The sequence below is a fragment of the Saccharopolyspora sp. NPDC002686 genome (genome assembly GCF_040295745.1).
GTDB classification, from domain to species: Bacteria; Actinomycetota; Actinomycetes; order Mycobacteriales; family Pseudonocardiaceae; genus Saccharopolyspora; species Saccharopolyspora oryzae.
In genome coordinates, this window is record NZ_JBEOVY010000104.1 from 1 (window position 1) to 21,274 (window position 21,274).

The 21,274-nt window shown below is 70.9% G+C and carries 17 protein-coding genes; 4 read left to right on the forward strand and 13 right to left on the reverse strand.

Features of this window, described 5'->3' with window-relative positions:
* Positions 1-55: 55 nt before the first annotated feature.
* On the reverse strand, positions 56-2,137 hold the full coding sequence (locus tag ABTZ89_RS16095; protein WP_351045144.1) for a phosphocholine-specific phospholipase C: 2,082 nt from the start codon (positions 2,135-2,137) through the stop codon (positions 56-58).
* A 395-nt stretch (positions 2,138-2,532) separates the two neighbouring features.
* On the opposite strand from ABTZ89_RS16095, the gene ABTZ89_RS16100 reads away from it, so the two are divergent.
* Positions 2,533-3,078 (forward strand): excalibur calcium-binding domain-containing protein, encoded by a 546-nt coding sequence (locus ABTZ89_RS16100; protein ID WP_351045147.1) that lies wholly within the window; start codon positions 2,533-2,535, stop codon positions 3,076-3,078.
* 46 nt (positions 3,079-3,124) lie between these two features.
* On the opposite strand, the gene ABTZ89_RS16105 is transcribed toward ABTZ89_RS16100, so the two are convergent.
* From ABTZ89_RS16105 to hisD, 5 genes are all read right to left on the reverse strand, one after another.
* Entirely contained in the window at positions 3,125-7,582 is a 4,458-nt protein-coding gene (locus ABTZ89_RS16105; RefSeq protein WP_351045150.1) for an NACHT and WD repeat domain-containing protein, read from the reverse strand.
* A gap of 173 nt (positions 7,583-7,755) precedes the next feature.
* Complete coding sequence (locus ABTZ89_RS16110) at positions 7,756-8,268, reverse strand: DinB family protein (protein ID WP_270947061.1); 513 nt, start codon at positions 8,266-8,268, stop codon at positions 7,756-7,758.
* A 76-nt stretch (positions 8,269-8,344) separates the two neighbouring features.
* Positions 8,345-8,962: an imidazoleglycerol-phosphate dehydratase HisB gene (gene hisB, locus ABTZ89_RS16115; RefSeq protein WP_270947060.1), complete on the reverse strand. Its 618-nt coding sequence runs from the start codon at positions 8,960-8,962 to the stop codon at positions 8,345-8,347.
* On the reverse strand, positions 8,959-10,077 hold the full coding sequence (locus ABTZ89_RS16120; protein WP_270947059.1) for a histidinol-phosphate transaminase: 1,119 nt from the start codon (positions 10,075-10,077) through the stop codon (positions 8,959-8,961). Before ABTZ89_RS16120 ends, hisB begins: the two co-directional genes overlap by 4 nt.
* A gap of 16 nt (positions 10,078-10,093) precedes the next feature.
* On the reverse strand, positions 10,094-11,410 hold the full coding sequence (gene hisD, locus ABTZ89_RS16125; RefSeq protein WP_351045155.1) for a histidinol dehydrogenase: 1,317 nt from the start codon (positions 11,408-11,410) through the stop codon (positions 10,094-10,096).
* A 205-nt stretch (positions 11,411-11,615) separates the two neighbouring features.
* Between hisD and ABTZ89_RS16130 the strand changes: the two genes are divergently transcribed.
* Positions 11,616-12,881, forward strand: a complete 1,266-nt coding sequence (locus tag ABTZ89_RS16130) for a M14 family metallopeptidase (protein ID WP_270947057.1) — start codon at positions 11,616-11,618, stop codon at positions 12,879-12,881.
* A 244-nt stretch (positions 12,882-13,125) separates the two neighbouring features.
* Positions 13,126-13,803 carry a YqeB family protein gene (locus tag ABTZ89_RS16135; protein ID WP_351045158.1) on the forward strand — a complete coding sequence of 226 codons (678 nt, stop codon included), beginning with the start codon at positions 13,126-13,128 and terminating at the stop codon, positions 13,801-13,803.
* A gap of 39 nt (positions 13,804-13,842) precedes the next feature.
* Here the strand turns inward: ABTZ89_RS16135 and ABTZ89_RS16140 are convergent, their stop codons facing one another.
* Complete coding sequence (locus tag ABTZ89_RS16140; RefSeq protein WP_270947055.1) at positions 13,843-14,235, reverse strand: glyoxalase superfamily protein; 393 nt, start codon at positions 14,233-14,235, stop codon at positions 13,843-13,845.
* Between the two features lie 81 nt (positions 14,236-14,316).
* Here ABTZ89_RS16140 and ABTZ89_RS16145 point away from each other — a divergent pair, with 81 nt between their 5' ends.
* On the forward strand, positions 14,317-15,591 hold the full coding sequence (locus ABTZ89_RS16145) for a hemolysin family protein (protein ID WP_351045162.1): 1,275 nt from the start codon (positions 14,317-14,319) through the stop codon (positions 15,589-15,591).
* A gap of 125 nt (positions 15,592-15,716) precedes the next feature.
* Here ABTZ89_RS16145 and ABTZ89_RS16150 read toward each other — a convergent pair whose 3' ends face one another.
* The 6 genes from ABTZ89_RS16150 to ABTZ89_RS16175 form a co-directional block, all read right to left on the reverse strand.
* The gene (locus tag ABTZ89_RS16150) at positions 15,717-15,875 is read right to left on the reverse strand and encodes a hypothetical protein (protein ID WP_270947053.1); all 159 of its coding nucleotides are present in this window, start codon (positions 15,873-15,875) and stop codon (positions 15,717-15,719) included.
* A gap of 67 nt (positions 15,876-15,942) precedes the next feature.
* Positions 15,943-16,587: an ABC transporter ATP-binding protein gene (locus tag ABTZ89_RS16155; RefSeq protein WP_351045166.1), complete on the reverse strand. Its 645-nt coding sequence runs from the start codon at positions 16,585-16,587 to the stop codon at positions 15,943-15,945.
* Positions 16,581-17,549, reverse strand: a complete 969-nt coding sequence (locus ABTZ89_RS16160) for an ABC transporter ATP-binding protein (protein WP_351045169.1) — start codon at positions 17,547-17,549, stop codon at positions 16,581-16,583. The genes ABTZ89_RS16155 and ABTZ89_RS16160 overlap by 7 nt, the downstream gene beginning before the upstream one ends.
* A 163-nt stretch (positions 17,550-17,712) precedes the next feature.
* Positions 17,713-18,603, reverse strand: coding sequence for an ABC transporter permease (locus ABTZ89_RS16165; protein ID WP_270947050.1), 891 nt, complete (start codon positions 18,601-18,603; stop codon positions 17,713-17,715).
* Complete coding sequence (locus ABTZ89_RS16170) at positions 18,596-19,570, reverse strand: ABC transporter permease (protein ID WP_270947049.1); 975 nt, start codon at positions 19,568-19,570, stop codon at positions 18,596-18,598. The genes ABTZ89_RS16165 and ABTZ89_RS16170 overlap by 8 nt, the downstream gene beginning before the upstream one ends.
* Positions 19,567-21,156: an ABC transporter substrate-binding protein gene (locus tag ABTZ89_RS16175; protein ID WP_351045174.1), complete on the reverse strand. Its 1,590-nt coding sequence runs from the start codon at positions 21,154-21,156 to the stop codon at positions 19,567-19,569. The genes ABTZ89_RS16170 and ABTZ89_RS16175 overlap by 4 nt, the downstream gene beginning before the upstream one ends.
* Between the last annotated feature and the right edge of the window lie 118 nt (positions 21,157-21,274).

The window sequence follows — 21,274 nt, forward strand, 5'->3', positions numbered from 1 at the left end:
TTAGCAGGTGCGCGGCTTTGGTGGCTCTTACCACCATCGCCGCTCACGAGTCTGATCAGCCGGTGACGCCGGGTTGGCCGTTCTCGGCTCGGCCGGTGATGCGGCGGCGGTAGGTCTGGTCCTGGGACGTGGTGATCTCCACGTCGTACCAGCCCTGGTCCGTCGGCCAGTCCAGCGGCTGCGCACCGCCCGCCGCGACTCGGACCTGCTCCTCGTGGACGGTGTAACCGACGGAACGCAGGCGGAGGGTGATGTCCTGCTTCCCCCCGTTGCGCAGTTCCAGCGCCAGGCCCCGGTCGGTGTGGCGGGTCTGGACGTCGACGCCCGCCGCCTTCCCGCCGCGCGTTCCGCTCAGCTCGAACCAGAACCGGTTCGGCCCCTGCACCGCCAGGCGGTACTCGTCGCGGACCGGCACGGTCACCACCTGCTCGCCGAGGACGTCCACGTGGGCCGGTTCGGGCAGTTCCCCGGCGTACGGGTAGATCGCGAAGTGCGCGGACGCGGCGCCGACGTTCCCGAGCCGCAACGCCACGGACTCCCCGTCCACGGCTCCGGAGACCTGCGGCTGGTAGGGCAGCGCCCGGGCGGGCCGACGGCCCTGCTCCTGGACCGGAAGTGCCTGATCCGCAGGGGGTTTCGGGTGCCAGCGCTGGATCGGTGCGGGCACCGGGCCCGGTTTCGCGGGCTCGGGCGCCTTGGCGGTGTTGTCGAAGTCGAACGCCGACGTCAGGTCGCCGCACGCGGCCCGCCGCCAGGAGCTGATGTTCGGCTCCTGCACGCCGGTCCAGCGCTCCAGCAACCGCACCACCGAGGTGTGGTCGAAGACCTCGGAGTTGACGAAACCACCGACGGTCCAAGGGGAAACCACGGTCATCGGCACCCGCGGGCCGAGGCCGATCGGCCGCCCCTCGAAGTAGTCGTCGCCCTCCCCCGACTCGGGCTTCGGCGGCACCGGCGGCGGCACGTGGTCGAAGTAGCCGTCGTTCTCGTCGAAGTTGAGCAGCAGCGCGGTCTTCGGCCAGACCTTCGGGTCCGCGACCACGTCCAGGACCTGGTAGATCAGGTTCGCGCTGCCGACCGGCGTCGAACTGCTGGGGTGCTCGGAGTCCGTCGAGGACGGCACCAACCAGACGACCTGCGGCAACCGGCCCGCCGCGATGTCGGTGCGCAACCGCTGGACGAGGGTGCCCGGCTTGCTGCGGTACATCGCGCGGTCGAACAGGCTCCGCTCGGCGTCGGTCAGCGCCCTGCGCCCGGCTTCCAGCTGCGCGAGCAGCCGTTCCTGCTCGTCGGCGGGCTTGTCGAACAGAGCGGTGTAGAACTCCTCGGTGGTGCGGAACTTCCCGTCGACCGGGGCCAGCACCTTGTGCCCGATCTCCTTGAAGGTCTTGAAGTACTCCACCGAGTTGTCGGTGAAGTTGTCCCACTCCTGGTAGATCTGCCAGCTCACCCCGGCCTGCTCCAGGCGTTCCGGGTAGGTGGTCCACTCGTAGCCGGCGTGGTCGTAGTCGTAGGCCGCGTTGGTGACGGCGCGCTTCGTGCTGCCCGGCTCGTAACCGGTGGTGCCGGAGAACAGGTAGTTCCGGTTCGGGTTGGTGGAGCCGAAGACCGAGCAGTGGTAGGCGTCGCAGATGGTGAAGGTGTCCGCCAGCTCGTACTGCAGCGGGATGTCCTGCCGCTCGTAGTAGGTCATGGTGGCGGCGGTCTTGGCGGCGATCCAGTCGTTGTTCCAGCCGCGCGCCCAGGCCTTGCCGCTACCGCCCCAGCTGTGGTCGAGGGCGCCGAGGTACTGGATGTCCGAGACCGGCCGCCCCTCGCGCTCCGCCCCCTGCCGCAGCGAGAACGGCAGCACCTCGCCGCCGACGGTGGGCTGCTGGAACGCCGAACGGCCGTCGGGCTGCTGGAGCGGCTGCCGATCGCCGAACCCGCGAACCCCCTGCAAGGTCCCGTAGTAGTGGTCGAAGGAGCGGTTCTCCTGCATGAGCACGATGACGTGCTCGAGCGCGTCCAAACCGCCCTTGCGCACCGGTTGGGCCATGGCCCGGTGCAGCGAAGGTGGCAACAGCGAAGCAACGGCAGCGCCACCGACCGCACCAGCGGCCCCGGCGAGCACCCGACGTCGAGAAACCTCAGTCACAGCGAGGAATGTTGCTCGACGAAAGCCAAGCACGGGAGACCCCGGAGTGACGCACCGATGAACCGCCCCAGTCCTCCGAACGGCGTAACGCCAGGCACCCCCAGCACCACGTTGCGTGATCACCTCCGGCGAAATCGGCTCGCCGGAACTGCCGAGGACGCGCCGGATTGGTCCGTTCAGCTCTTCGTGCCCGAGAAGGGCTACATGTGGAGATTTTCGCTGGTAATTTGCCCCGGATGAGTCGAACGCGTAGGAATCTCACGATCAGTGCTTGCGCGGTCGGATTAGCCGGAGCACTCGCCTCGTGCGGTGGATCCACCGCAGACCAGAGCCCGACCACCGCGCCGACGACGTCGACGCAGCCGGCGACCACATCCGCTCCGCCGCCTCCGACGATGCCCTCGCTGGTGGGGACTTCCACGTCTCAAGCGCAGCAGGCCCTGGAGGCGCTCCCCGGCGAGTTCACCTCCGAGGTGGTCGCCGCCTACGCCGACGACGTCACCGGGATCGCCGGAACGCTGGTGTGCGGCACGAACTTCCCAGCCGGCGCGTCGATCAGCCCGCCGGCGACGATCACGCTCTACGTCTCACCGAATGCCGTGGCGTGCCCGACCGGGCTCGACTACCCCAGCCTCTCGGCGAACCTGAACCTCCGGCCGACGCTGCCCGATCGCGACGGCGACGGCGACCCCGACCACGTCGACCCCGCACCGGACGACTCGCAGCGCACGCTGGCCCAGCCCGACGGACCACCGAAGCCCCCGCCGCCACCACCTCCGGCACCGACGCCGGAGGAGAAATCCGGTGGTGGGGACAGCAGTTCGGCGTACTACCCGAACTGCACCGCAGCGAGGAAGGCCGGTGCAGCTCCCCTCTACGCCGGCGAACCGGGGTACCGGAGCGGCCTGGACCGGGATCACGACGGCGTGGCCTGCGAATAGCCGGGAAGCGCCGTCGACCAGGCCGGTCGACGGCGCTTCCCGGTGATCAGGCCAGGCCGAAGCGGGCTCGTTCCTGGTCGGTGAGAGGTCGGACGCCTCGTTCATCGGCTTCGCGGAGCAGGGATTCGGTGTCGGTGTCGAAGTTCCAGGTGAGCACCCGGCGGTCCCGACCGGCGCTCATCAGCAGGCCGTCGTCCCGCCAGGAGAGCACGGTGATGTTGTCCTCGTGGGTGTGGAAGGTCGCGATGACGTGGCCCGATTCCGGGTCCCACAGGCTGATCCGGCCTTCGTCGTCCGCGCTGGCCAGTGGTCGACCCGGCATCCAGGCCAGGTGGGCGACCTCCACCGCGTCCCCGATGACGAGCACCCGCTCGCCGGGCACGTCCCAGATCAGCAGGCCGTCGTCGCCCGCGCTGATCAGCCGGTCCTCGTCCAGCCACACCAGTGCCCGCACCACGGCCGTGTGCCTGCGCAGTTCCCGGATCTGCTCGGTTTCCGGGTCCCGGAGGCGGACGACGAAATCGTCACTACCCATCGCCAGCACACCGCTCGCACTCCAAGCCATCGTGCTGATGCGCGCGATCCGAGTCGTCAGATCGGTGAACTCACCGGTCGCCGGATCCCACAGGGCGACGCCGCGGTCCCTGCGCGCCACCGCGAGTCGATCGCCCGAGTCCCACGCCAGCGCGCTGATGTCGACTTCGCCCGCCGAGATCACGCGGCTCTCGCCCGTCTTCCCGTCCCACGTGCGGAGATCGCCGTCCTCGCCGAGCGACGCGACCAGACCGGTGCCGGACACCGCGACGGCACCGACCGGACCGTCGTGCTGCCGGATCACCTGACTCCGCCGAAAATCCTTGGACCACAATCGAATCCGGGCATCGTCGTCCGAAGTGGTCAGTTCGTCGTCCGGGGACCAGACCAGCCGCGTGGTCCCGACGGCGGGTTCGGGCCGGTGCGTTGCGGACTCGTCCGCATCCCAGATGAGCACCGGATTCCGCAGGGTGCCGGAACTGCTCGCGAGCTGCCCGGCACCGGACCAGGCGAGGGAATCGACGTCGCGCGGGTGCTCGTGCACGAGGCGGGACTCGCCGGCATCCGGTTCCAAGATCCGCACCGCGCCTTCGCCCCACCCGCTGGCGAGCACACCGCCGGTCGACCAAGCCAGCACCTTCAGATCGTCGTCCCGCTGATCGACGATGCGGCTCCACCCGTTCCTCGGATCGCACAGTCGAACCGTCTGATCGCCGCCGCTGGCCAGCAGGCCGTCCGGGGACCACGCCACCACCTTCACGGCGTCGGCGTGCATGGCGAGCAAGGTCGACTCACCGGATTCGAGGTCCCACACCCGCACCGCACCGCTGTAGTCGCCGGTGGCCAGTTCTCCGGCCGCCGACCAAGCGACAGCTCCGACCTCCCGGAGCGGGTTGTCCTCCTTCTGCAGCGCTCTCGCGGTCCCCGCAATCGGGTCCCAGGTCGTGAGCCCACCGGAAGTCGTGCCGATCGCGAGCAGACCGGTGCTGGACCAGCCGAGGGCTTCCGGTCGCCCGGCGAACTCCAGCACTGCCCGGAACTCGCGCCGCTTCGCATCCCAGACGTGCACCTCGTTCTCGTCGTCCCAGGCGAGCAAGCCGTCCGGCGACCACGCGATGCCGGTGATCTCGCCGTTGCCGCGCTGCACGAGCAGGGGCGCGGCCCGGTGCCGATCCCAGACCAGCACTTCGTTGTGGCTCTTGTACTCCCACCTCGCGCTGGCCAGCAGGCCGTCCGCCGACCAGGCGAGCACCTCGGCGACGCCGGAATGCGCATCGCGCCCGAGCTGCTCAGACCCCTCGGCACCCGTCCGCCAGAGCTTGCCGTCGGCTCCGACGGTGAGCAGGTCGGTGCCGTGCGCGGAACCACCGGCGACTGCGACCCCCTGCCGGTGCCCCACGTGATGGCTCACGTCGGTGCGGATGAGCTCCGCGGAACCGGACCTCATGCAGACCAGCAGGTTCTCGCCCGGGGCGGGGAAGATCGCCCACACCTGCTCCGAGCAGTGCCGAATCGTGCGCAGCGCTTTGGTCCTGCTGTTCCAGACGTCGAGCCGGATGCTGCCGCGCGCCCCCATCCCGATGACCAACTGCTCGCGGCTCGTCCAGGTGGCACCGACGAGGGAGTTCTCCCAGCCGCGCAGGACCTCGGTCTCACCGGTTTCGGGGTCCCACACCCGAACCACCCGGTCGTCCGCGCTGGCCAGCAGACCGGTTTCCGACCACGAGAGGGAGTTCACCCCGCTGACGTGCTCGTGAACGACGGTCGTCTCGCCGGTTCCGGGGTTCCAGGTGCGGACGAGACCGTTGTTGTCGCCGAGGGCCAGCAACCCCGTCGGAGCCCACTCCGCGTGCCCGACGAGGTCCGAACTCCCCAGCGGAGTGGGCGGGCCGGTTTCGCCAGGCGCCCGCACGACCATCTGGCCGTCGCAGTCGTAGGCGAGCCACCCGTCCGAAGACCAGGAGAGCGGGTGCCGCACCTTGCCCCGCCGGTCCACGGCATCGACCTCGTCGGCCACCAGGTCCCAGCGCTTCAAGCCCTCGGCATCACCGAAGATCAGCTCGTTGCCGCTGGTCCACTGGGCCACGATCTGGCGCCCCTTCCCCGGCAGGTGGCGGACCTGAACGGGCTGCTCCTGAGCGATGTCGTGCACCATCAGGACGCCGTCGTCGTCCACCGCCCACAAGCGACCTTCGTCGTCCCAGCGAACGGCCATGATGCGGTTCGCGTGGCGGCGCACGCTCCACACCAACGGGTCGCGCAGCCGGGCCCAGAACGCCGCCGCGGTGACCTCGCCCGGGCTGAGCTCGGCGATCTCCCGGGCGACGGCGAGCGCCAGCTGCGGGTTCGAGGCCTTCACCAGATCCGCTTGCTGCGCCGCGGTGATCGCCCGGTTCCGCCTGGCCTTCCGCCGCGCTTCCACCGATGCCGCGCAGAACTCGCGGAGCAGCGCGCTGCACTCGACCGACGTCGTGACCTCGACTGCTTCGTCGACCTGGCTCTCCGGGAGCAGCAGGTCCCCGCGGCGGCCGGACTGCTCCCACTCCTGGGCCCGCTGCTGGAAGGTGGTGCGCTTGCGGAGCAGCGGGCGCTGCTGGTCCAGGCAGTTGCGCAGGGGTTCCCACTGGCGCAGCAGCGCTTCGTGCGCGAGGTCCCGGTGGCCCTCGCTGTCGTCGACGAGCAGCCGTGCTTCCAAGAACTCCTCGACGACGTGCTTCTCCTCCTCGTCCAGGTCGTCGAGGCGGACGCTGTTGCGCGTCGGTTCGTCGGTGTGCGAGGCGAAGGAGACGAACCTCAGCAGCGTTCGCATCACCTGCGCTTCGTCGTACTGGCGGGACAGCCGGGCGAGGACCTTGCCCGCGGTGGACGAGATCGCCTCGGCGACGCGACCCGATTCCACATACTCCTGCAACGTGATCCGGCCGTCGCCGCCGTAGTCTGCGTAGAGGTTGTGCAGGAGGTAGGCCAGCAGCGGCAGGACGTCGGCGCCGGCTTCGGTCGCGTCGTCGACCATGGCCGCCACCGCTTCGGGCTCGACCTCGACCCCGGCCTTGCGGGCCGGGCCGGTGATGATCTGCCGGAGTTCCGCGCGGTTGAGGCGGGTCACGACGTAGGGGTTGCGCAGCAGCTCGCCGCTGGGCTCCGGCAGGAAGACGCCGATGAACTCCGCGCGCATCGTCGCCACCACGTGCAGGCGCCGGTGGTCGGCCAGCGCGGTGTGCAGCAGGGCCATGAACTCCTGGCGGGTCCGGGCGTCCACCTGCGTCACGAGCTCTTCGAACTGGTCGAGCAGCAGCACGGCCGGGCGGTTCAGCCGGACCGCCTCCCCGAGCAGCGCGTTCAGCACCTCGGGATGCGTCGATCGCGGCTCGTCGGTGCGCCGCAAGCGCTCCAGCGCGCGTTGCGCTTCCACCCGCAGGTCCCGGACGAGCGCGTCGCCCTCGGCCTTCGGGAGATCGCCCTGGAACGCGTGCACCAGCGCGCCGAACGGGTCGCGGCCCGGCGCGACCGGATCGCTCAGCCACCAGTTCCGCCGCCGCAACAACCCCGCCAAACCGGCGTTGACCAGCGACGACTTCCCCGAACCCGATGGTCCGGCGACCAGCAGGAAGCGGTCCTCCGGCTCGCCGCCGGGCACCTCCAGCCGCTCGTGCAGCTCGCGGACCGCGCGGTCGCGGCCGAAGAACACCTTCTCGTGATCCGGCCCGAAGGACTGCAGCCCCGGGTACGGGTTGCCCTGCTTCGCGGCGTCCCAGTCGTGCTCGGTGTGCAGCTTCCGCTGCCGCCACGCGTAATACGCGGCGGGCACCAGCACGCCCGCGCCGATCAGGTACTCCGAGTGGTCGCGGATCAGGTCGAACGGCGGCCCCCAGCCGTCGGCGCTGTTGGTCGCCAGGTTGGTCAGGAACCCGAGCCCCGCCCCGTAGAGCAGCACCGCGAAATCGCGCAGCGGACGTTCCTGACGCGCCACCGGACTCCCTCTCTGACGACAGTGCGGAAAGTGCCGATCAACGCACTCTCCGCACTGTCATATCAGAGGAGGGATGACGATAGGGGAAATCGCGGAGCACCGGCCGAACGGAATCTGCGCACCTCGCGGCGAAAAGGTGCCTCCGGCTCGAAAAGTCCGGCCTGCGCGGGAAGTCAGACCCCGGTGGCGCCGTCGATCCGCTCGCGGACCAGGTCCGCGTGGCCGCAGTGGCGGGCGTACTCGGCGATCATGTGGGTGTAGATCCAGCGCAGGGTCACCTGGGCTCCCATGAAGGGGCTCTTGTCGTCCAGGGCGCGGGTCGCGCAGTTCTCGCGGGCACGTGCCACCTCGGTCTGCCACGTGGACAGGGCCTGGTCGAGCGTTGCGTCCTCGGCGAGGTCGAAACCGCCGTCGATGCCGTCGGGGTCCGCGTTCGGGTCGAAGATCGGCGGGGCGTCCTCCTGCACCAGCACCCGGCGGAACCAGTTCCGCTCGACCTCCGCCATGTGCTGGACGAGACCGAGCAGCGTGATCTGCGAGGGCTCCGCGGACGCCCGGCGGAGCTGGTCGTCGGCCAAGCCGCCGCACTTCTGCACGAGCGTGGTGCGGTAGAAGTCGAGCCAGCTCTCCAACGTGGTCCGCTCGTCGGCGTCCAGCGGGGGCATGGTCCGGTCAGCAACGTTCATGGATGCATCGTGGCATGCCGGTCGGACAAATCCCGCCGCTGCAGCAGGAGGCCGCAGCGGCGGGATGGGCATCGCCTTACAGGGCGCCCTTCGTGGAGGGGATCACGCCGGCGAATCGGGGGTCCGGTTCGACCGCCGCGCGGAGGGCCCGGGCGATCGCCTTGTACTGGGCTTCCGCGATGTGGTGCGGGTCGCGGCCGTGGATCACCCGGACGTGCAGGTTGATCTGGGCGTGGAAGGCCAGGGACTCGAACACGTGGCGGTTGAGGACGAACGGGTAGTTGCCGCCGATCGTGAAGCTGTTGTACTGCTCCGGTTCCCCGGTCAGCACGCAGTACGAGCGGCCCGAGACGTCCACCGCCGCGTGCGCGAGGGTTTCGTCCATCGGGATCCAGGCGTCGCCGAAGCGGCGGATGCCCTTCTTGTCGCCCAGCGCCTGGCGCAGCGCCTGGCCGAGGACGATCGCGGTGTCCTCCACCGTGTGGTGGGCGTCGATGTGGACGTCACCGGTCGACTTCACCTTCAGGTCGAAGGCGCCGTGCGTGCCGAGGGCGGTGAGCATGTGGTCGTAGAACGGGACCGTGGTGTCGATGTCGACCTGCCCGGTGCCGTCGAGGTCCAGCTCGACCAGCACCGAGGACTCGCTGGTGGTGCGCTCGACCCGGCCGATGCGGGTTCCCGGCTGGAATGTCACTGCTCGATCTCCTCGCTCACTGCCTTGCCGGCCGCCAGGAAGGCGTCGTTCTCCTCCGGCGTGCCGATGGTGACCCGCAGGTGTCCGGGGATGCCGACGTCGCGGATCAGCACGTCTGCGTCCAAGTAGCGCTGCCACGCGCGGTGGGCGTCCGCGAACCGTCCGAAGAGGACGAAGTTGGCGTCGCTGGGCACCGGCGAGAAGCCCATCGCGGCCAGCTCGCGCACCACCCGCTCCCGCTCGTCGATGAGCGCCCGCACCGAACCGAGCGTCGCGTCGGCGTGGCGCAGCGCGGCGCGCGCGGCGGCCTGCGTGACCGCCGAGAGGTGGTACGGCAGCCGGACCAGCAGCAGCGCGTCGATCATCGCCGGGGCCGCGGCCAGGTAGCCGAGCCGACCGCCGGCGAACGCGAACGCCTTGCTCATCGTGCGGCTGACGATGACCTTCGTCGGGTACTGCTCGATCAGCTCGACCGCGCTGGGGCGGGCGGAGAACTCGGCGTAGGCCTCGTCGACCACCACCACGCCCGGTGCGGCGTCGAGGATCGCGCGCAGGTCGTCCTGCGAGATCGACTGCCCGGTGGGGTTGTTCGGGCTGGTCACGAAGACCACGCTGGGCTGCTTCTCGGCGACGATCCGGGCGGCTTCCGCGCCGTCCAGGCTGAAGTCCGGGCGGCGCGGCGCCGGGACCCAGTCGGTGCGGGTGCCGGCGGACAGGATCGGGTGCATCGAGTACGACGGTTCGAAGCCGAGCGCGGTGCGCCCGGGACCGCCGAACGCCTGCAGGATCTGCTGCAGGACCTCGTTGGAACCGTTGGCGGCCCAGAGGTTCTCGGCCACCAGCGGCACCCCGGTCGCGCCGGACAGGTAGGCGGCCAGGTCGGCGCGCAGCGCCTTGGCGTCGCGGTCGGGGTAGCGGTGCAGCTCGGTGGCGGCTTCGCGCACCGCCGCGGTCACGTCGTCGACGAGTTCCGGCGGCGGCGGGTAGGGGTTCTCGTTGGTGTTGAGCCGGACCGAGACGTCCAGCTGCGGTGCGCCGTAGGGGCTCCGACCGCGCAGGTCCTCCCGCAGCGGCAGGTCGGCCAGCGTCGTTTCGGCGCCGAGCACGTCACTCATGTGTTCAACCTTCGGGTCAGCGGGGAAAGCGGGCGGTGATCGCCTGACCATGTGCCGGCAGGTCCTCGGCGTCGGCGAGCGCCACGACCTTGTCGGCCACGTCGCGCAGCGCCTGCTCGCTGTAGGAGATCACGTGGATGCCGCGCAGGAAGCTCTGCACGCTCAGCCCGGAGGAGTGCCGCGCGCACCCACCGGTGGGCAGCACGTGGTTGGAACCGGCGCAGTAGTCGCCCAGCGACACCGGCGCGTACGGGCCGATGAAGATCGCGCCCGCGTTGCGCACCTGCGCGGCGACCGATTCCGCTTCCGCCGTCTGGATTTCCAGGTGCTCGGCGGCGTAGGCGTCCACCACCCGGATGCCGTCCTCCACAGTGGACACCAGGATGCAGCCGGACTGCTCACCGGTCAGCGAGGTGCGGATCCGCTCGACGTGCTTGGTCTGCGCCACCTGGCGCTCCAGCTCGGCGTCGACCGCGTCGGCCAGCTCCGGCGAGGAGGTCACCAGCACGCTGGCCGCCAGCGGGTCGTGCTCGGCCTGGCTGATCAGGTCCGCGGCCACGTGCACCGGGTCGGCGGTGCCGTCGGCCAGCACCGCGATCTCGGTCGGCCCGGCCTCCGAGTCGATGCCGATCAGGCTGCGCAGGTGCCGCTTGGCGGCGGTCACGTAGACGTTGCCCGGCCCGGTCACCATGTCCACCGGCGCCAGCTCCGAGCCGTCGGTGTCCTCGCCGCCGTAGGCGAGCAGCGCCACCGCCTGCGCACCGCCGACCGCCCAGACCTCCTCGACGCCGAGCAGCTGCGCGGCGGCCAGGATCGTCGGGTGCGGCAGGCCGCCGAACTCCGCCTGCGGCGGGCTGCACACCACCAGCGACTCGACCCCGGCGGTCTGCGCCGGGACCACGTTCATGACCACGCTGGACGGGTACACCGCCAGGCCGCCCGGCGCGTACAGGCCGACGCGGGCGACCGGCACCCAGCGCTCGGTCACGGTGCCACCGGGCACGACCTGCGTGGTGGTGTCGGTGCGGCGCTGGTCGCCGTGCACCTTGCGGGCGCGGGAGATCGACTCCTCCAGCGCGGCGCGCACGGCCGGGTCCAGCTCGTCGAGCGCGCGGCGCAACTCGGCCGCCCCGACCCTCACCCGTTCCGGTCGAACTCCGTCGAACTTCTCGGTGAACTCCTGCACCGCGGGCACGCCCCGGTCGCGGATCGCCTCGATCACCGGCCGGACCCGATGCAGCACGTGCTCCACGTCCATCTCGGCGCGCGGCAGCGTGGCGCGCAGCTCGACGGTGGACGGAACGCGACCGCGCAGGTCGGTACGGGTGAGCATGAGCGTCCTTCCAAAGGCCTCGAGGTTGCACCAACCAGGGTAATCGCCACCACCGAGAGCTGTGCCCGAACCCGCTCGGGGTCACACAACGCGTCCACCATTCGGGAAAACGTTAACGGGCGACCATAGTTCGCCAGTGGCTTGCCAACATCGGTTGCCTCCTACAACCTCTCCACATCACCACCAGTGATCGATCGGAGACCCGATGTTCAGCTCACGGCGCAAGGCAGCGGCCGTGGCGGCCGCCGCGAGCCTGGTCCTGCTGGCCCCGATCCAGGCCAGCGTGTCCGCGGAGCCGACTGCCGCCGCGCAGGAACAGGAACCAGCGGTCTACACCGTTCCGAACACCGACAGCACCAGCCGCACCGAGATCAACCGGACCGGCGCGCAGGTCATCGGGGTCCGCGACGGCGTGGCCACCGTGGAAGCCACCCCCGACCAGGCCGCCCGGCTCCGGGCCTCCGGGTTCGCGCTCGACGGCGGAACCGGGATCAGCGAGGCGCTGCAGCGGGTCAACCGCGGCAAGGCCGCCCCCGGCGAGTTCCCGCCCGGCTACGAGGGCTACCACACCTACGACGAGACGAACGCCGCGCTCGACAAGATCGTCGCCGACCACCCGGACATCGCGGCGAAGTCCAGCGTCGGCAAGTCCTTCGAGGGTCGCGACATCCCGATGCTGAAGATCAGCGACAACGTCGGGAAGGACGAGGACGAGCCCGAGGTGCTGTTCGACTGCAACCAGCACGCCCGGGAGCACCTGACCACCGAGATGTGCCTGCGCATCGCCACCCGGTTCACCGACGGCTACGCCTCGGACCCGGCGATCAAGGACGTGGTCGACAACCGCGAGATCTGGGTGATCCCGATCGTCAACCCGGACGGCTCGTCCTACGACATCGAATCCGGCAACTTCGCGGGCTGGCGGAAGAACCGGCAGGACACCGGCACCGACCTCAACCGCAACTGGGGTTACAAGTGGGGCTGCTGCGGCGGTTCCAGCGAGGACCCGAACGCCGAGGACTACCGCGGCTCGGCCGCGTGGTCGGCGCCGGAGACCACCGCGCTGCGCGACTTCATCGACTCCCGCGTGGTCGGCGGCAAGCAGCAGATCAAGGCGTCCATCGACTTCCACACCTACTCCGAGCTGGTGCTGTGGCCGTTCGGGCACACCCAGGACCAGGTCACCGAGGGCATGACCCAGGAGGAGTACGACCGGTTCGCCAAGGTCGGCGGTGAGATGGCCAAGACCAACGGCTACACCCCGGAGCAGTCCAGCGCGCTCTACGTCACCGACGGCGACATCCTCGACTGGATGTGGGCCCAGCACAAGATCCTGGCCTACACCTTCGAGATGTACCCGTCCGACAGCGGCGGTATGGACGGCTTCTACCCGCCCGCCGACGTGATCGAGAAGGAAACCGCCCGCAACGACGCGGCGGTGGACATCCTGCTCAAGGAAGCAGGCGCCTGACCAAACAGGGAGAGGGGATCGAGGCCCGGGGCGCTGTGGCGGCACCCCGGGCCTTCCCTTGCGCCCGGTCAGGGACCGTGCGTCTTTTGGGCTGCCACGGCGACCCGAAGGACTCACGGGTCCTGACCAGGGGCCGTGAGCAATTTCTGGGGCCCTGGCGCCGGAAAGTGCTCACGGGTGCCTACCAGGCCGAACGACGGGGCGTGGGAGCGAGCCCCGGGTGGGGCTTGGCGATAATGGGGGCATGGCTGCCGAATCCGGTCCGACCACCGTGGTCCAGCACGCGTTCCTCCGGCGGGGCACGTGGATCATCTGCCCGGTGGTGGGGGCGCTGCTGGTGCTCCTGCTGCGGTTGGTGTCGGAGCGGGTCGCCGTGCTGTCGTGGGTTCCGTTCCACGGCGTGTTCGAGCTGGCCGCCTCCGTGCCGGATCCGTGGGGCACGGTCGGCGCGATCGCGGTCGGCGCGATCATCGGGTTCGGGTTCGCCGGGCTGTTCGCGCAGGAACGGCTCGCGGTGACCGTCGCACCGGAGCGGATCACGATGGCCGTCGGGACCGCCGAGCACCACCTCGAGCGCGGCGACGTCGGCGCCGTCTTCATCGACGGCAAGGACTTCGTGGTGCTCGACGGCTCCGGCGCCGAACTCGCCCGCCGGAAGTCCGATTTGGACCGCAAGGAACTGCGGCTGGCCTTCACCGCGCACGGCTACCCGTGGCGCGACAAGGATCCGCACCCGTACCAGCTGTGGGACGAGGACAGCTCCGAGCTGCCGCTGCGGATCAACGCGCTGCTGACCGAGCGCGCCCGCGCCCTGCGCAAGCGCGACCGCAAGGAAGCCGCCCTGCTGCGCTCCGAACTCGCCGAGCGCGGCTACGTCGTGCGCGACGCGAAGCGCCGCCAGTACTGGCGCTCGATCGGCTGACCTCAGGTCTTGCTCTAAACGCCGGCGGCGTTCAGATCCTCAGCCCTCGGCCTGCTGGAGGGTGAAGCGGTTCCCCTCGCTGTCCAGGAACGTCGACCACCAGCCCCACGGCTGCTGGACCGGCGGCTCCGGGAACTCCACGCCCTTCGCCGACAGCTCGCGGTAGGTCCGCTCGACGTCGTCGGCGTAGAGGAAGAAGGTGGCCGTCGGAACTCCGCCGTGCGCCGGGAAGATCGCCTGGTCGGAGTCGCTCGCGCTCAGGATCAGCACGGAGCTGCCGTTCGGCGCGGTCACCTCCACCCAGCGGTTGCCCTGGTCGTCGTAGGGCGCGTCGGTGGTGACCTCGAAGCCCACGGTCTCGCTCCAGAACCGCTTCGCTCGCTCCTGGTCGCGCACCGGGACGACTGCCTTGCTGATGCCGCGGATGGCCATGGCACGGGCTCCTCTCCGTCCGATCCTGGGCACATCATCCACGCTTCGGTGCGGACGCGTGGCCGGTGTGAGAATCAGGGCGTGGACGGCGTGGTCTGGAACATCGTGCTGGTGCTGGTGTTCGTGCTGGTCGGCGGGTACTTCGCGGCTGCGGAGATCGCCCTGGTCTCGCTGCGTGAGAGCCAGGTGCGCAAGCTCGCCGAGCGCGACCGGCGGGGTGCGCGCGTCGCGAAGCTGCGCGGCGACTCCACCCGGTTCCTCTCCGCGGTCCAGATCGGCGTCACCTTCGCCGGGTTCTTCGCCTCCAGCTACGGCGGCGCGACCATCGCGGTGCGCCTGGAACCGGTGCTGTCCGGGTGGGGGCTGCCGATCGCGCTGGCCGCTTCGCTGGCGCTGATCGTGGTGACGCTGTTCGTGTCCTACCTGTCGCTGGTGCTGGGCGAGCTCGTGCCGAAGCGCCTCGCGCTGCAGAAGTCCGAGGCGGTCTCGCTGGCCACCGCCGGCGTGCTGGACCGGTTGGCGGGCTTGTCGCGGCCGGTGATCTGGCTGCTGTCGAAGTCGACCAACGGCGTGGTGCGGCTGCTGGGCATCGACCCGCGCGCGTCCGAGCAGCAGGTCAGCGAGGAGGAGCTGCGCGACATGGTGCGCACCAACGAGCAGCTGACCGTGGAGGAGCGCCGCCTGCTCAGCGACGCGTTCCGGGCCACCGACCGGGTGCTCGGCGAGGTGATGGTGCCGCGCACCGAGGTGGACTTCCTGGAGGTGACCGCGCCGGTGGCCGAGGCGATCGAGGAAGTCGCGGGCAAACCGCACTCCCGCTACCCCGTCATCCGCGACACCGCCGACGACGTCGTGGGCTTCATCCACGTCCGCGACCTGCTGACCACCGCGCACGGTCGCACGGTCGGCGACCTGATCCGGCCGGTGACCGCGCTGCCCGCGAGCAAACCGGTGCTGGCCGCGCTGTCGCAGATGCGGCGCCGCGGCGGCGGTCACCTGGCGGTGGTGGTCGACGAGTACGGCGGGACGGCGGGCATCGTCACCGTCGAGGACCTGGTGGAGGAGGTCGTCGGCGAGATCTGGGACGAGTACGACGCGAGCGCGTCGCCCGTGCACGCGAAGGAGGACGGCAGCGTCGAGGTGGACGGCATGCTGCACCGCAGCGATTTCGCGGAGCAGACCGGCATCGACCTGCCGGAGGGACCGTTCGACACGGTGGCGGGTTTCGTGGTCAGCCGCCTCGGCCGGGTCCCGGCGGAGGGCGATTCGCTGACCGCGTTCGGCCACCGCTTCACGGTCCGGGCCATGGAGGGCCACCGCGTGTCCCGGCTGCTGATCACCAGGCTCGACGGTTGACCGCGCGCTACCGCAGGCCGTGGGTGCGAAAGCCGAGCTCAGCCGGATTCCGCACGCACGTCCCCGTGTGCAAAGTGCCTGTTCCCGATCCGCCGCGCAGGACGGGGTGGGAACAGTCGTGAAGATCAGGAAAGCAGCAGGAACAGGGTTCCGACCACGATGCCGATGACCACCACGACCGCGGCGGTCACGAAGACCGCGCGCATCTTCGGCCGGTCGTCGCGCACCTCGGTCTGGGCCCGCTCGCGCCACTGCATGAAGGTGGTGCCTTCGCCCTCGCTCACCGTCGACTCCTAGGGTCCGTCGTCACTTGCCGAGCGGTCCCCCGCAACCGCGCACTGCTCCACCTTGTCACACCTGCTCACCACTGAGGCGAACCACGTGCGCCGCCCAGTGCTCGAGCAGGTCCTCGTCGTGGCTGATCGCGAGCACGCCGGCCCCGCTCTCGCGCACCCGGCGGTCCACGACCTGCACCAACGCTGCCGTGGTGGACGCGTCGAGCATCGCGGTCATCTCGTCGCAGATCAAGTACCCCGGCCGCAGCGCCAGGGCCCGCGCCAGGCAAGCCCGCTGCAGCTGACCGTCGCTGACCTCGTGCGGACGCCTCGTGAGCAGCTCCGGGGTCAGCCCGACCTCCTCGGCCAGCTCGTCGACGTCGCCGCCGGTCCCGGTGGCGCGCAGCGGCTCGGCGACGACCTCGCGCAAGGTGAACCGCGGGTCGACGGCGGGACGCGGGTGCTGGAAGACGATGCCGATGGCGGCGCGCTGCTCCCTCGGCGTGGCGTGCCGGAACCCGCCGACGGGCTCGCCGTCGAGCGAGACCTGCCCGGCCCACGGCTCGTGCAGGAGCCCGAGCACCCTGGCCAGGGTCGACTTGCCGCAGCCGCTGGGGCCGGCCAGGCCGACCACCTGGCCGCCGGGCACGTCCAGGCCGACACCGTCGAGCACCGGTTCACCGCGCTTGTAGCCGGCGACGACGCCGGTCGCGCTCAGCACGGCGGGTGCGCGGCGACCCAGCGGCCGCCGTGGTCGATCAGCTCCGGATCACCGGTGCACGGCGCGAAGCCGGGCACGTCCGGGCAGCGTTGGCAGAACACGCAACCCCATTCCCGTTCGATGCGGTCCAGTTCGGTCAGAACCGGCGGGTGGCCGGGGATCGGCCGGAACCCGCCGTCGGGCAGTGCGGCGAGCAGCCCCGCGGTGTAGGGGTGCCAGGGCTCGGCCAGCACTTCAGCGGCCGGTCCGGCCTCCACGATGCGGCTGGCGTACATCACCGCGACGTCGGTGGCGACCCGTCGGGCCGCGGCCAGGTCGTGGGTGATCAGCAGCACCGCGCGGTCGCCGGTGGCGGCCTCGGCGAGCAGGTCCACGGTGCGGTGCACCAGCGGCCGGTCGAGCCCGGTGGTCGGCTCGTCGGCCAGGACGACCTGCGGATCGCCCGCCAGCGCCAGCGCGAGCGCGACCCGCTGGGCCATGCCCCCGGACAGCTCGTGCGGGTACCGGTCGAGGGCGGCGGGGTCCAGGCCGACGCGTTCGGCGAGGGCGTCGGCGTCGGTCTCGCCGCCCAGGGCCCGGATGGTCTCGACGAGCTGGCTGCGCGCGGTGCGCACCGGAGTCAGGTGGGTGCTCGCCGACTGCGGCACCAGCCCGACCTCGCGCCCGCGGACCTGCCCGGCCAGCACCTGCTCCGGCGCGGACAGCAGCTCGATCCCGTTGCGCAGCAACGCTTTTCCGCGCACCTCGGCGTTGCCGGGCAGCAGTCCCAGCAGCGCCGAGGCCAGCACGGACTTGCCGCAACCGGACTCGCCGACCAGCGCCAGCACCCGGCCGGGCCGCAGCTGCAGCGTCGCGTCGGTCACCGCGCGCACCTGCGTCCCCCGCCCCAGCTGGAACCGAACCGACAACCCCTCCAGTTCGAGCAGCTGTCCCGCCTCTCCGCGATTTTCAGTGGTGGTCACGCCCGGAATCGATCTCGCGTTTCGCGGTTTCTTGTGGCTGGGTTGCATCACGGTCCCCTGAGGTGCGGTTGAGCAGTACTCCGGTTGGCACGAGGGGTGGCATGCGGCCCGGTCCCGAACCAGCGGAACGCTGATATCTCGTGAAATCGCCGCCCCGCGCCGGTCACAGGGCCAGCTCCGATCGGCGGCGGGGGACGACCCGGTCGCGCCAGGTCGCTGCGAGGCCGGAGACCGCCAGGGTGGTCGCGACCAGGAGCAGCGATGGGAACAGGACGATCCACCACGCACCAAGCAGGACCGCCTCGCGGCCGTCGCCGAGGATGTTGCCGATGCTGGCCAGGTGCGGCGGCAGGCCGAGGCCCAGGAAGCTCAGCGCGGTTTCGTGCCACACCGCGTGCGGGACGAGCAGGACCGCGGAGAGCGCTGCCTGCGGCACGATCGCGGGCAGCAGGTGGCGCACCAGGATCCGCCAGCGCGACGAGCCGCCGGCGATCGCGGCGTCGACGTACGGGCGGCTGCGCAGGGACAGGACTTCGGAGCGCACGATGCGCGCCACCGTCGTCCAGTGCGTCAGCGAGATCGACAGGATCACCGCGGTCAGGCTCCCCCGGTACAGCGCGACGATCACGATGCCCAGCAGCAGGTGCGGCACCGAGTTGACGACGTCCACCAGGCGCATCAGCAACCGGTCCGCCCACCCGCCGGCGGATCCGGCGACCGCGCCCACCAGCGAACCGAGCACAGTGGACACCAGAGCGCTGAACCCGGCCACCAGCAAGGAGATCCGCAACCCGGTCAGCGACTGCACGAACAGGTCCCGGCCGCTGGAGTCGGTGCCGAACGGGTGCGCCGGGCTCGGCGCGAGCCGGATCGAGTCGTAGCGCACGGACTCGCTGCCGAACAGCACCGGCACCGCGAACGCGGCGAGCACGAGCACCGCCAGCGCCACCAGCGAACCCCAGAACCGGGCTCTCGGATGCGCCCGGGCGGTCCGGGATCGACCGGCCGGCCGCCACTGCCCCGCCTCGGTCGTGCGCAAGGTCGTCTCAGCCATCGGCGGCCACCCTCGGGTCGAGCAGGACCGCGGCGACGTCGGCCAGCAGCGATCCGATCAGCACCGCCGCGGTCGCCACCAGGGTCAGGACCGCCAGCAGCGGGTAGTCCACCGCGGTCGCGGCGGTGACCACGGCGGCGGCCAGCCCCGGCCAGGAGAAGACCTCCTCGACCAGCACCGCACCGGTGACCAGTTCTGGGATCCGCGCGCCGATCAGCGTCACGAACGGCAGCAGCGCGGTCGGCAGCGCGTGCCGCAGCACCACCACCCGCTCGGCGAGCCCGCGCGCCCGCGCACCGGTCACGTGGTCCTCGGACAGCGAGGTCAGCATCGACTGCCGGACGTGCAGCACCAGCCACGGCGACTGCGAGATGCCCAGCACCAGCGCGGGCAGCACGAGGTGCTTGGTGACCTGGCCGATCGAGGCGGCTTGCCCCGCGTCGGTCAGCCCGGCCACCGGCAGCCAGCCCAGCCCCAGCGAGAACACCGCGATGGACAGCAGCGCCAGCACGAACGGCGGCAGGCCCTCCAGCGCGTGGCCGATGGCCGTGACGAACCGGTCCACCCAGCCGCCCTGCCGCCACGCGGCGACCGTGCCCAGCACCAGCGCGATCACCACCGCCAGCGCCAGCCCGGTCGCGGCCAGCAGGATCGTCCACGGCAGCCGCTCGGCGAGCACCTGCGCCACCGGCTGCCGGAACGACCGCGACACCCCGAGGTCACCGCCGAACACCCCGCTCAGCCAGTGCCAGAACTGCACCAGCACGGGATCGTCGAGCCCGAGCTCGGCGCGCACGCGCGCGACGTCGGCGTCCGAGGCGCCGTAGATCTCCACGCCGTAGTACTGGTAGATCGGGTCGAACGGGGAGGCCGCGGCGAGCAGGAACACCCCGAGCGCCACGATCACCAGCACCGGCACCGCGAACCCGACCCGCCGCAGCACCAGCCGGCTGATCGCACGGCTCATGCCTGCGGCTTCCAGGCCTCGATGTTCCACCACGGGCCCCAGGTGGTGCCGTGCACGTGCGGTTCGATCGACGGCTGGTAGCCGGTCCAGCCGCCCTCGCGCATCACGTAGCTGTGGTCGATGAAGGCCAGGTACACCAGGCCGGGGTCGGCGACGTAGACGCGCTGGGCCTGCCGGTAGAGCTCCGCGCGCTTGCCCGGGTCGAGCTCCTGGCGGGCGCCGTCGAGCGCGGCGTCCACCTCGGCGTTGCGGTACTGGCCGGGGTTGTTGTAGGTGCCGGTGCCGATCACCGAGGAGTGGATGCTGTTGTAGGCCTGCGGGTCGGGGTCGATCGGGTTCCCGCCGCCGAGCACGATGCCCTCGTCGCCGATCCGCGCGGCGACCGCGGAGCGGTCCACCCCGGCGGGGTCGACCTGGATGCCGATCGCCTTGGCGTCCGAGGCGAACGCGACGGCCAGGTCCTTGCGCAGGCTGTCGTCGGCGAAGTACATGACGGTGAACTGGGCGCGCACGCCGTTGCGCTCGCGGATGCCGTCGGCGCCCGGCCGCCAGCCGGCCTCGTCCAGCAGCTTCTTGGCGCGCTCCGGGTCGAAGTCGAACCGGGCGGCGGGCTCGAAGCTGGCGCCCATCGACTCCGGGATCGGCGCGTACGCGGGCTTGCCGTGCCCGCCCACCAGCGCCTTGATCATGCCCTCGCGGTTGACGGCGAGGTTCAGCGCCATGCGCACCGCGGGGTCGCCGGCGGCCGGGTGGGTGTTGGGCAGCGCGATGCTGCGGTAGTCGGCGGTGCTGTGGTGGACGGTGCGGAACCCGTCGCGGGCGACGCTCTCGGCGAGCACCGGCGGCAGGACCGTGCCGTCGAACTCGCCGGCGGCCAGGCGCTGGGCGCGGGTGTTGTCGTCCTTGGCGAAGACCACGGTGACCTTGTCGACGGCCGGGGCGCCGCCCCAGTAGTCGCCGTTGCCCTCCCAGGTCATCTGGTCGCCCTGCCGCCAGTCGACCAGCTTGTACGGGCCGGTGCCGACGGGCTTGGTGTTGAGCTCGGAGTTCTCCTGCGGCTTCGGCTCGGCCAGCTTCTCGTTCGGCACGATGCCCAGCACCAGCTTCGACGGCCACGCCGAGTACGGGATGTTCAGCTCGAAGCGCACGGTGTGCGGATCGAGGGCGCGCACGTCGGCGAGCATGCTGTAGTCCGAGCTGATGGTGGAGGCGTAGGCCGGATCGATCGCCGCCTTGTAGGTGGCCACCACGTCCTCGGCGTCGAACGGGGTGCCGTCGTGGAAGCGCACGCCGTCGCGCAGCTTCACGGTCCAGGTCTTGGCGTCCGGCGAGGACTGCGGTGCTTCAGCGGCCAGCGCGGGCCGGAGCTCGGAGCGGCCGTCGAAGGCCAGCAGGCCGTCGTAGAACTTGGACGCGCCCTCCGCACCGTAGCCGAGCAGCGGGTTCAGGCTCTCCGGTTCGAAGCTGTCGGCGAGCAGAATCGAACCGGGATCCCCGGACCCCGGCGGGGTCGGCGCGGCGCAACCGGCACCGAGCAGGGTCAACGCGACGGGGACGGCCACCAGCAGGCCACGACGATTCAGCACTGCTGAACTCTAAGCACTGCTGCAAATCTTTATCAACAAGGTTGAGAGGTTCCTCGCCAAACTCCCTTACCGGAATGATCCGCCCAGTTGCCCCGTGCGCACTTTCCGGGGTCACAAC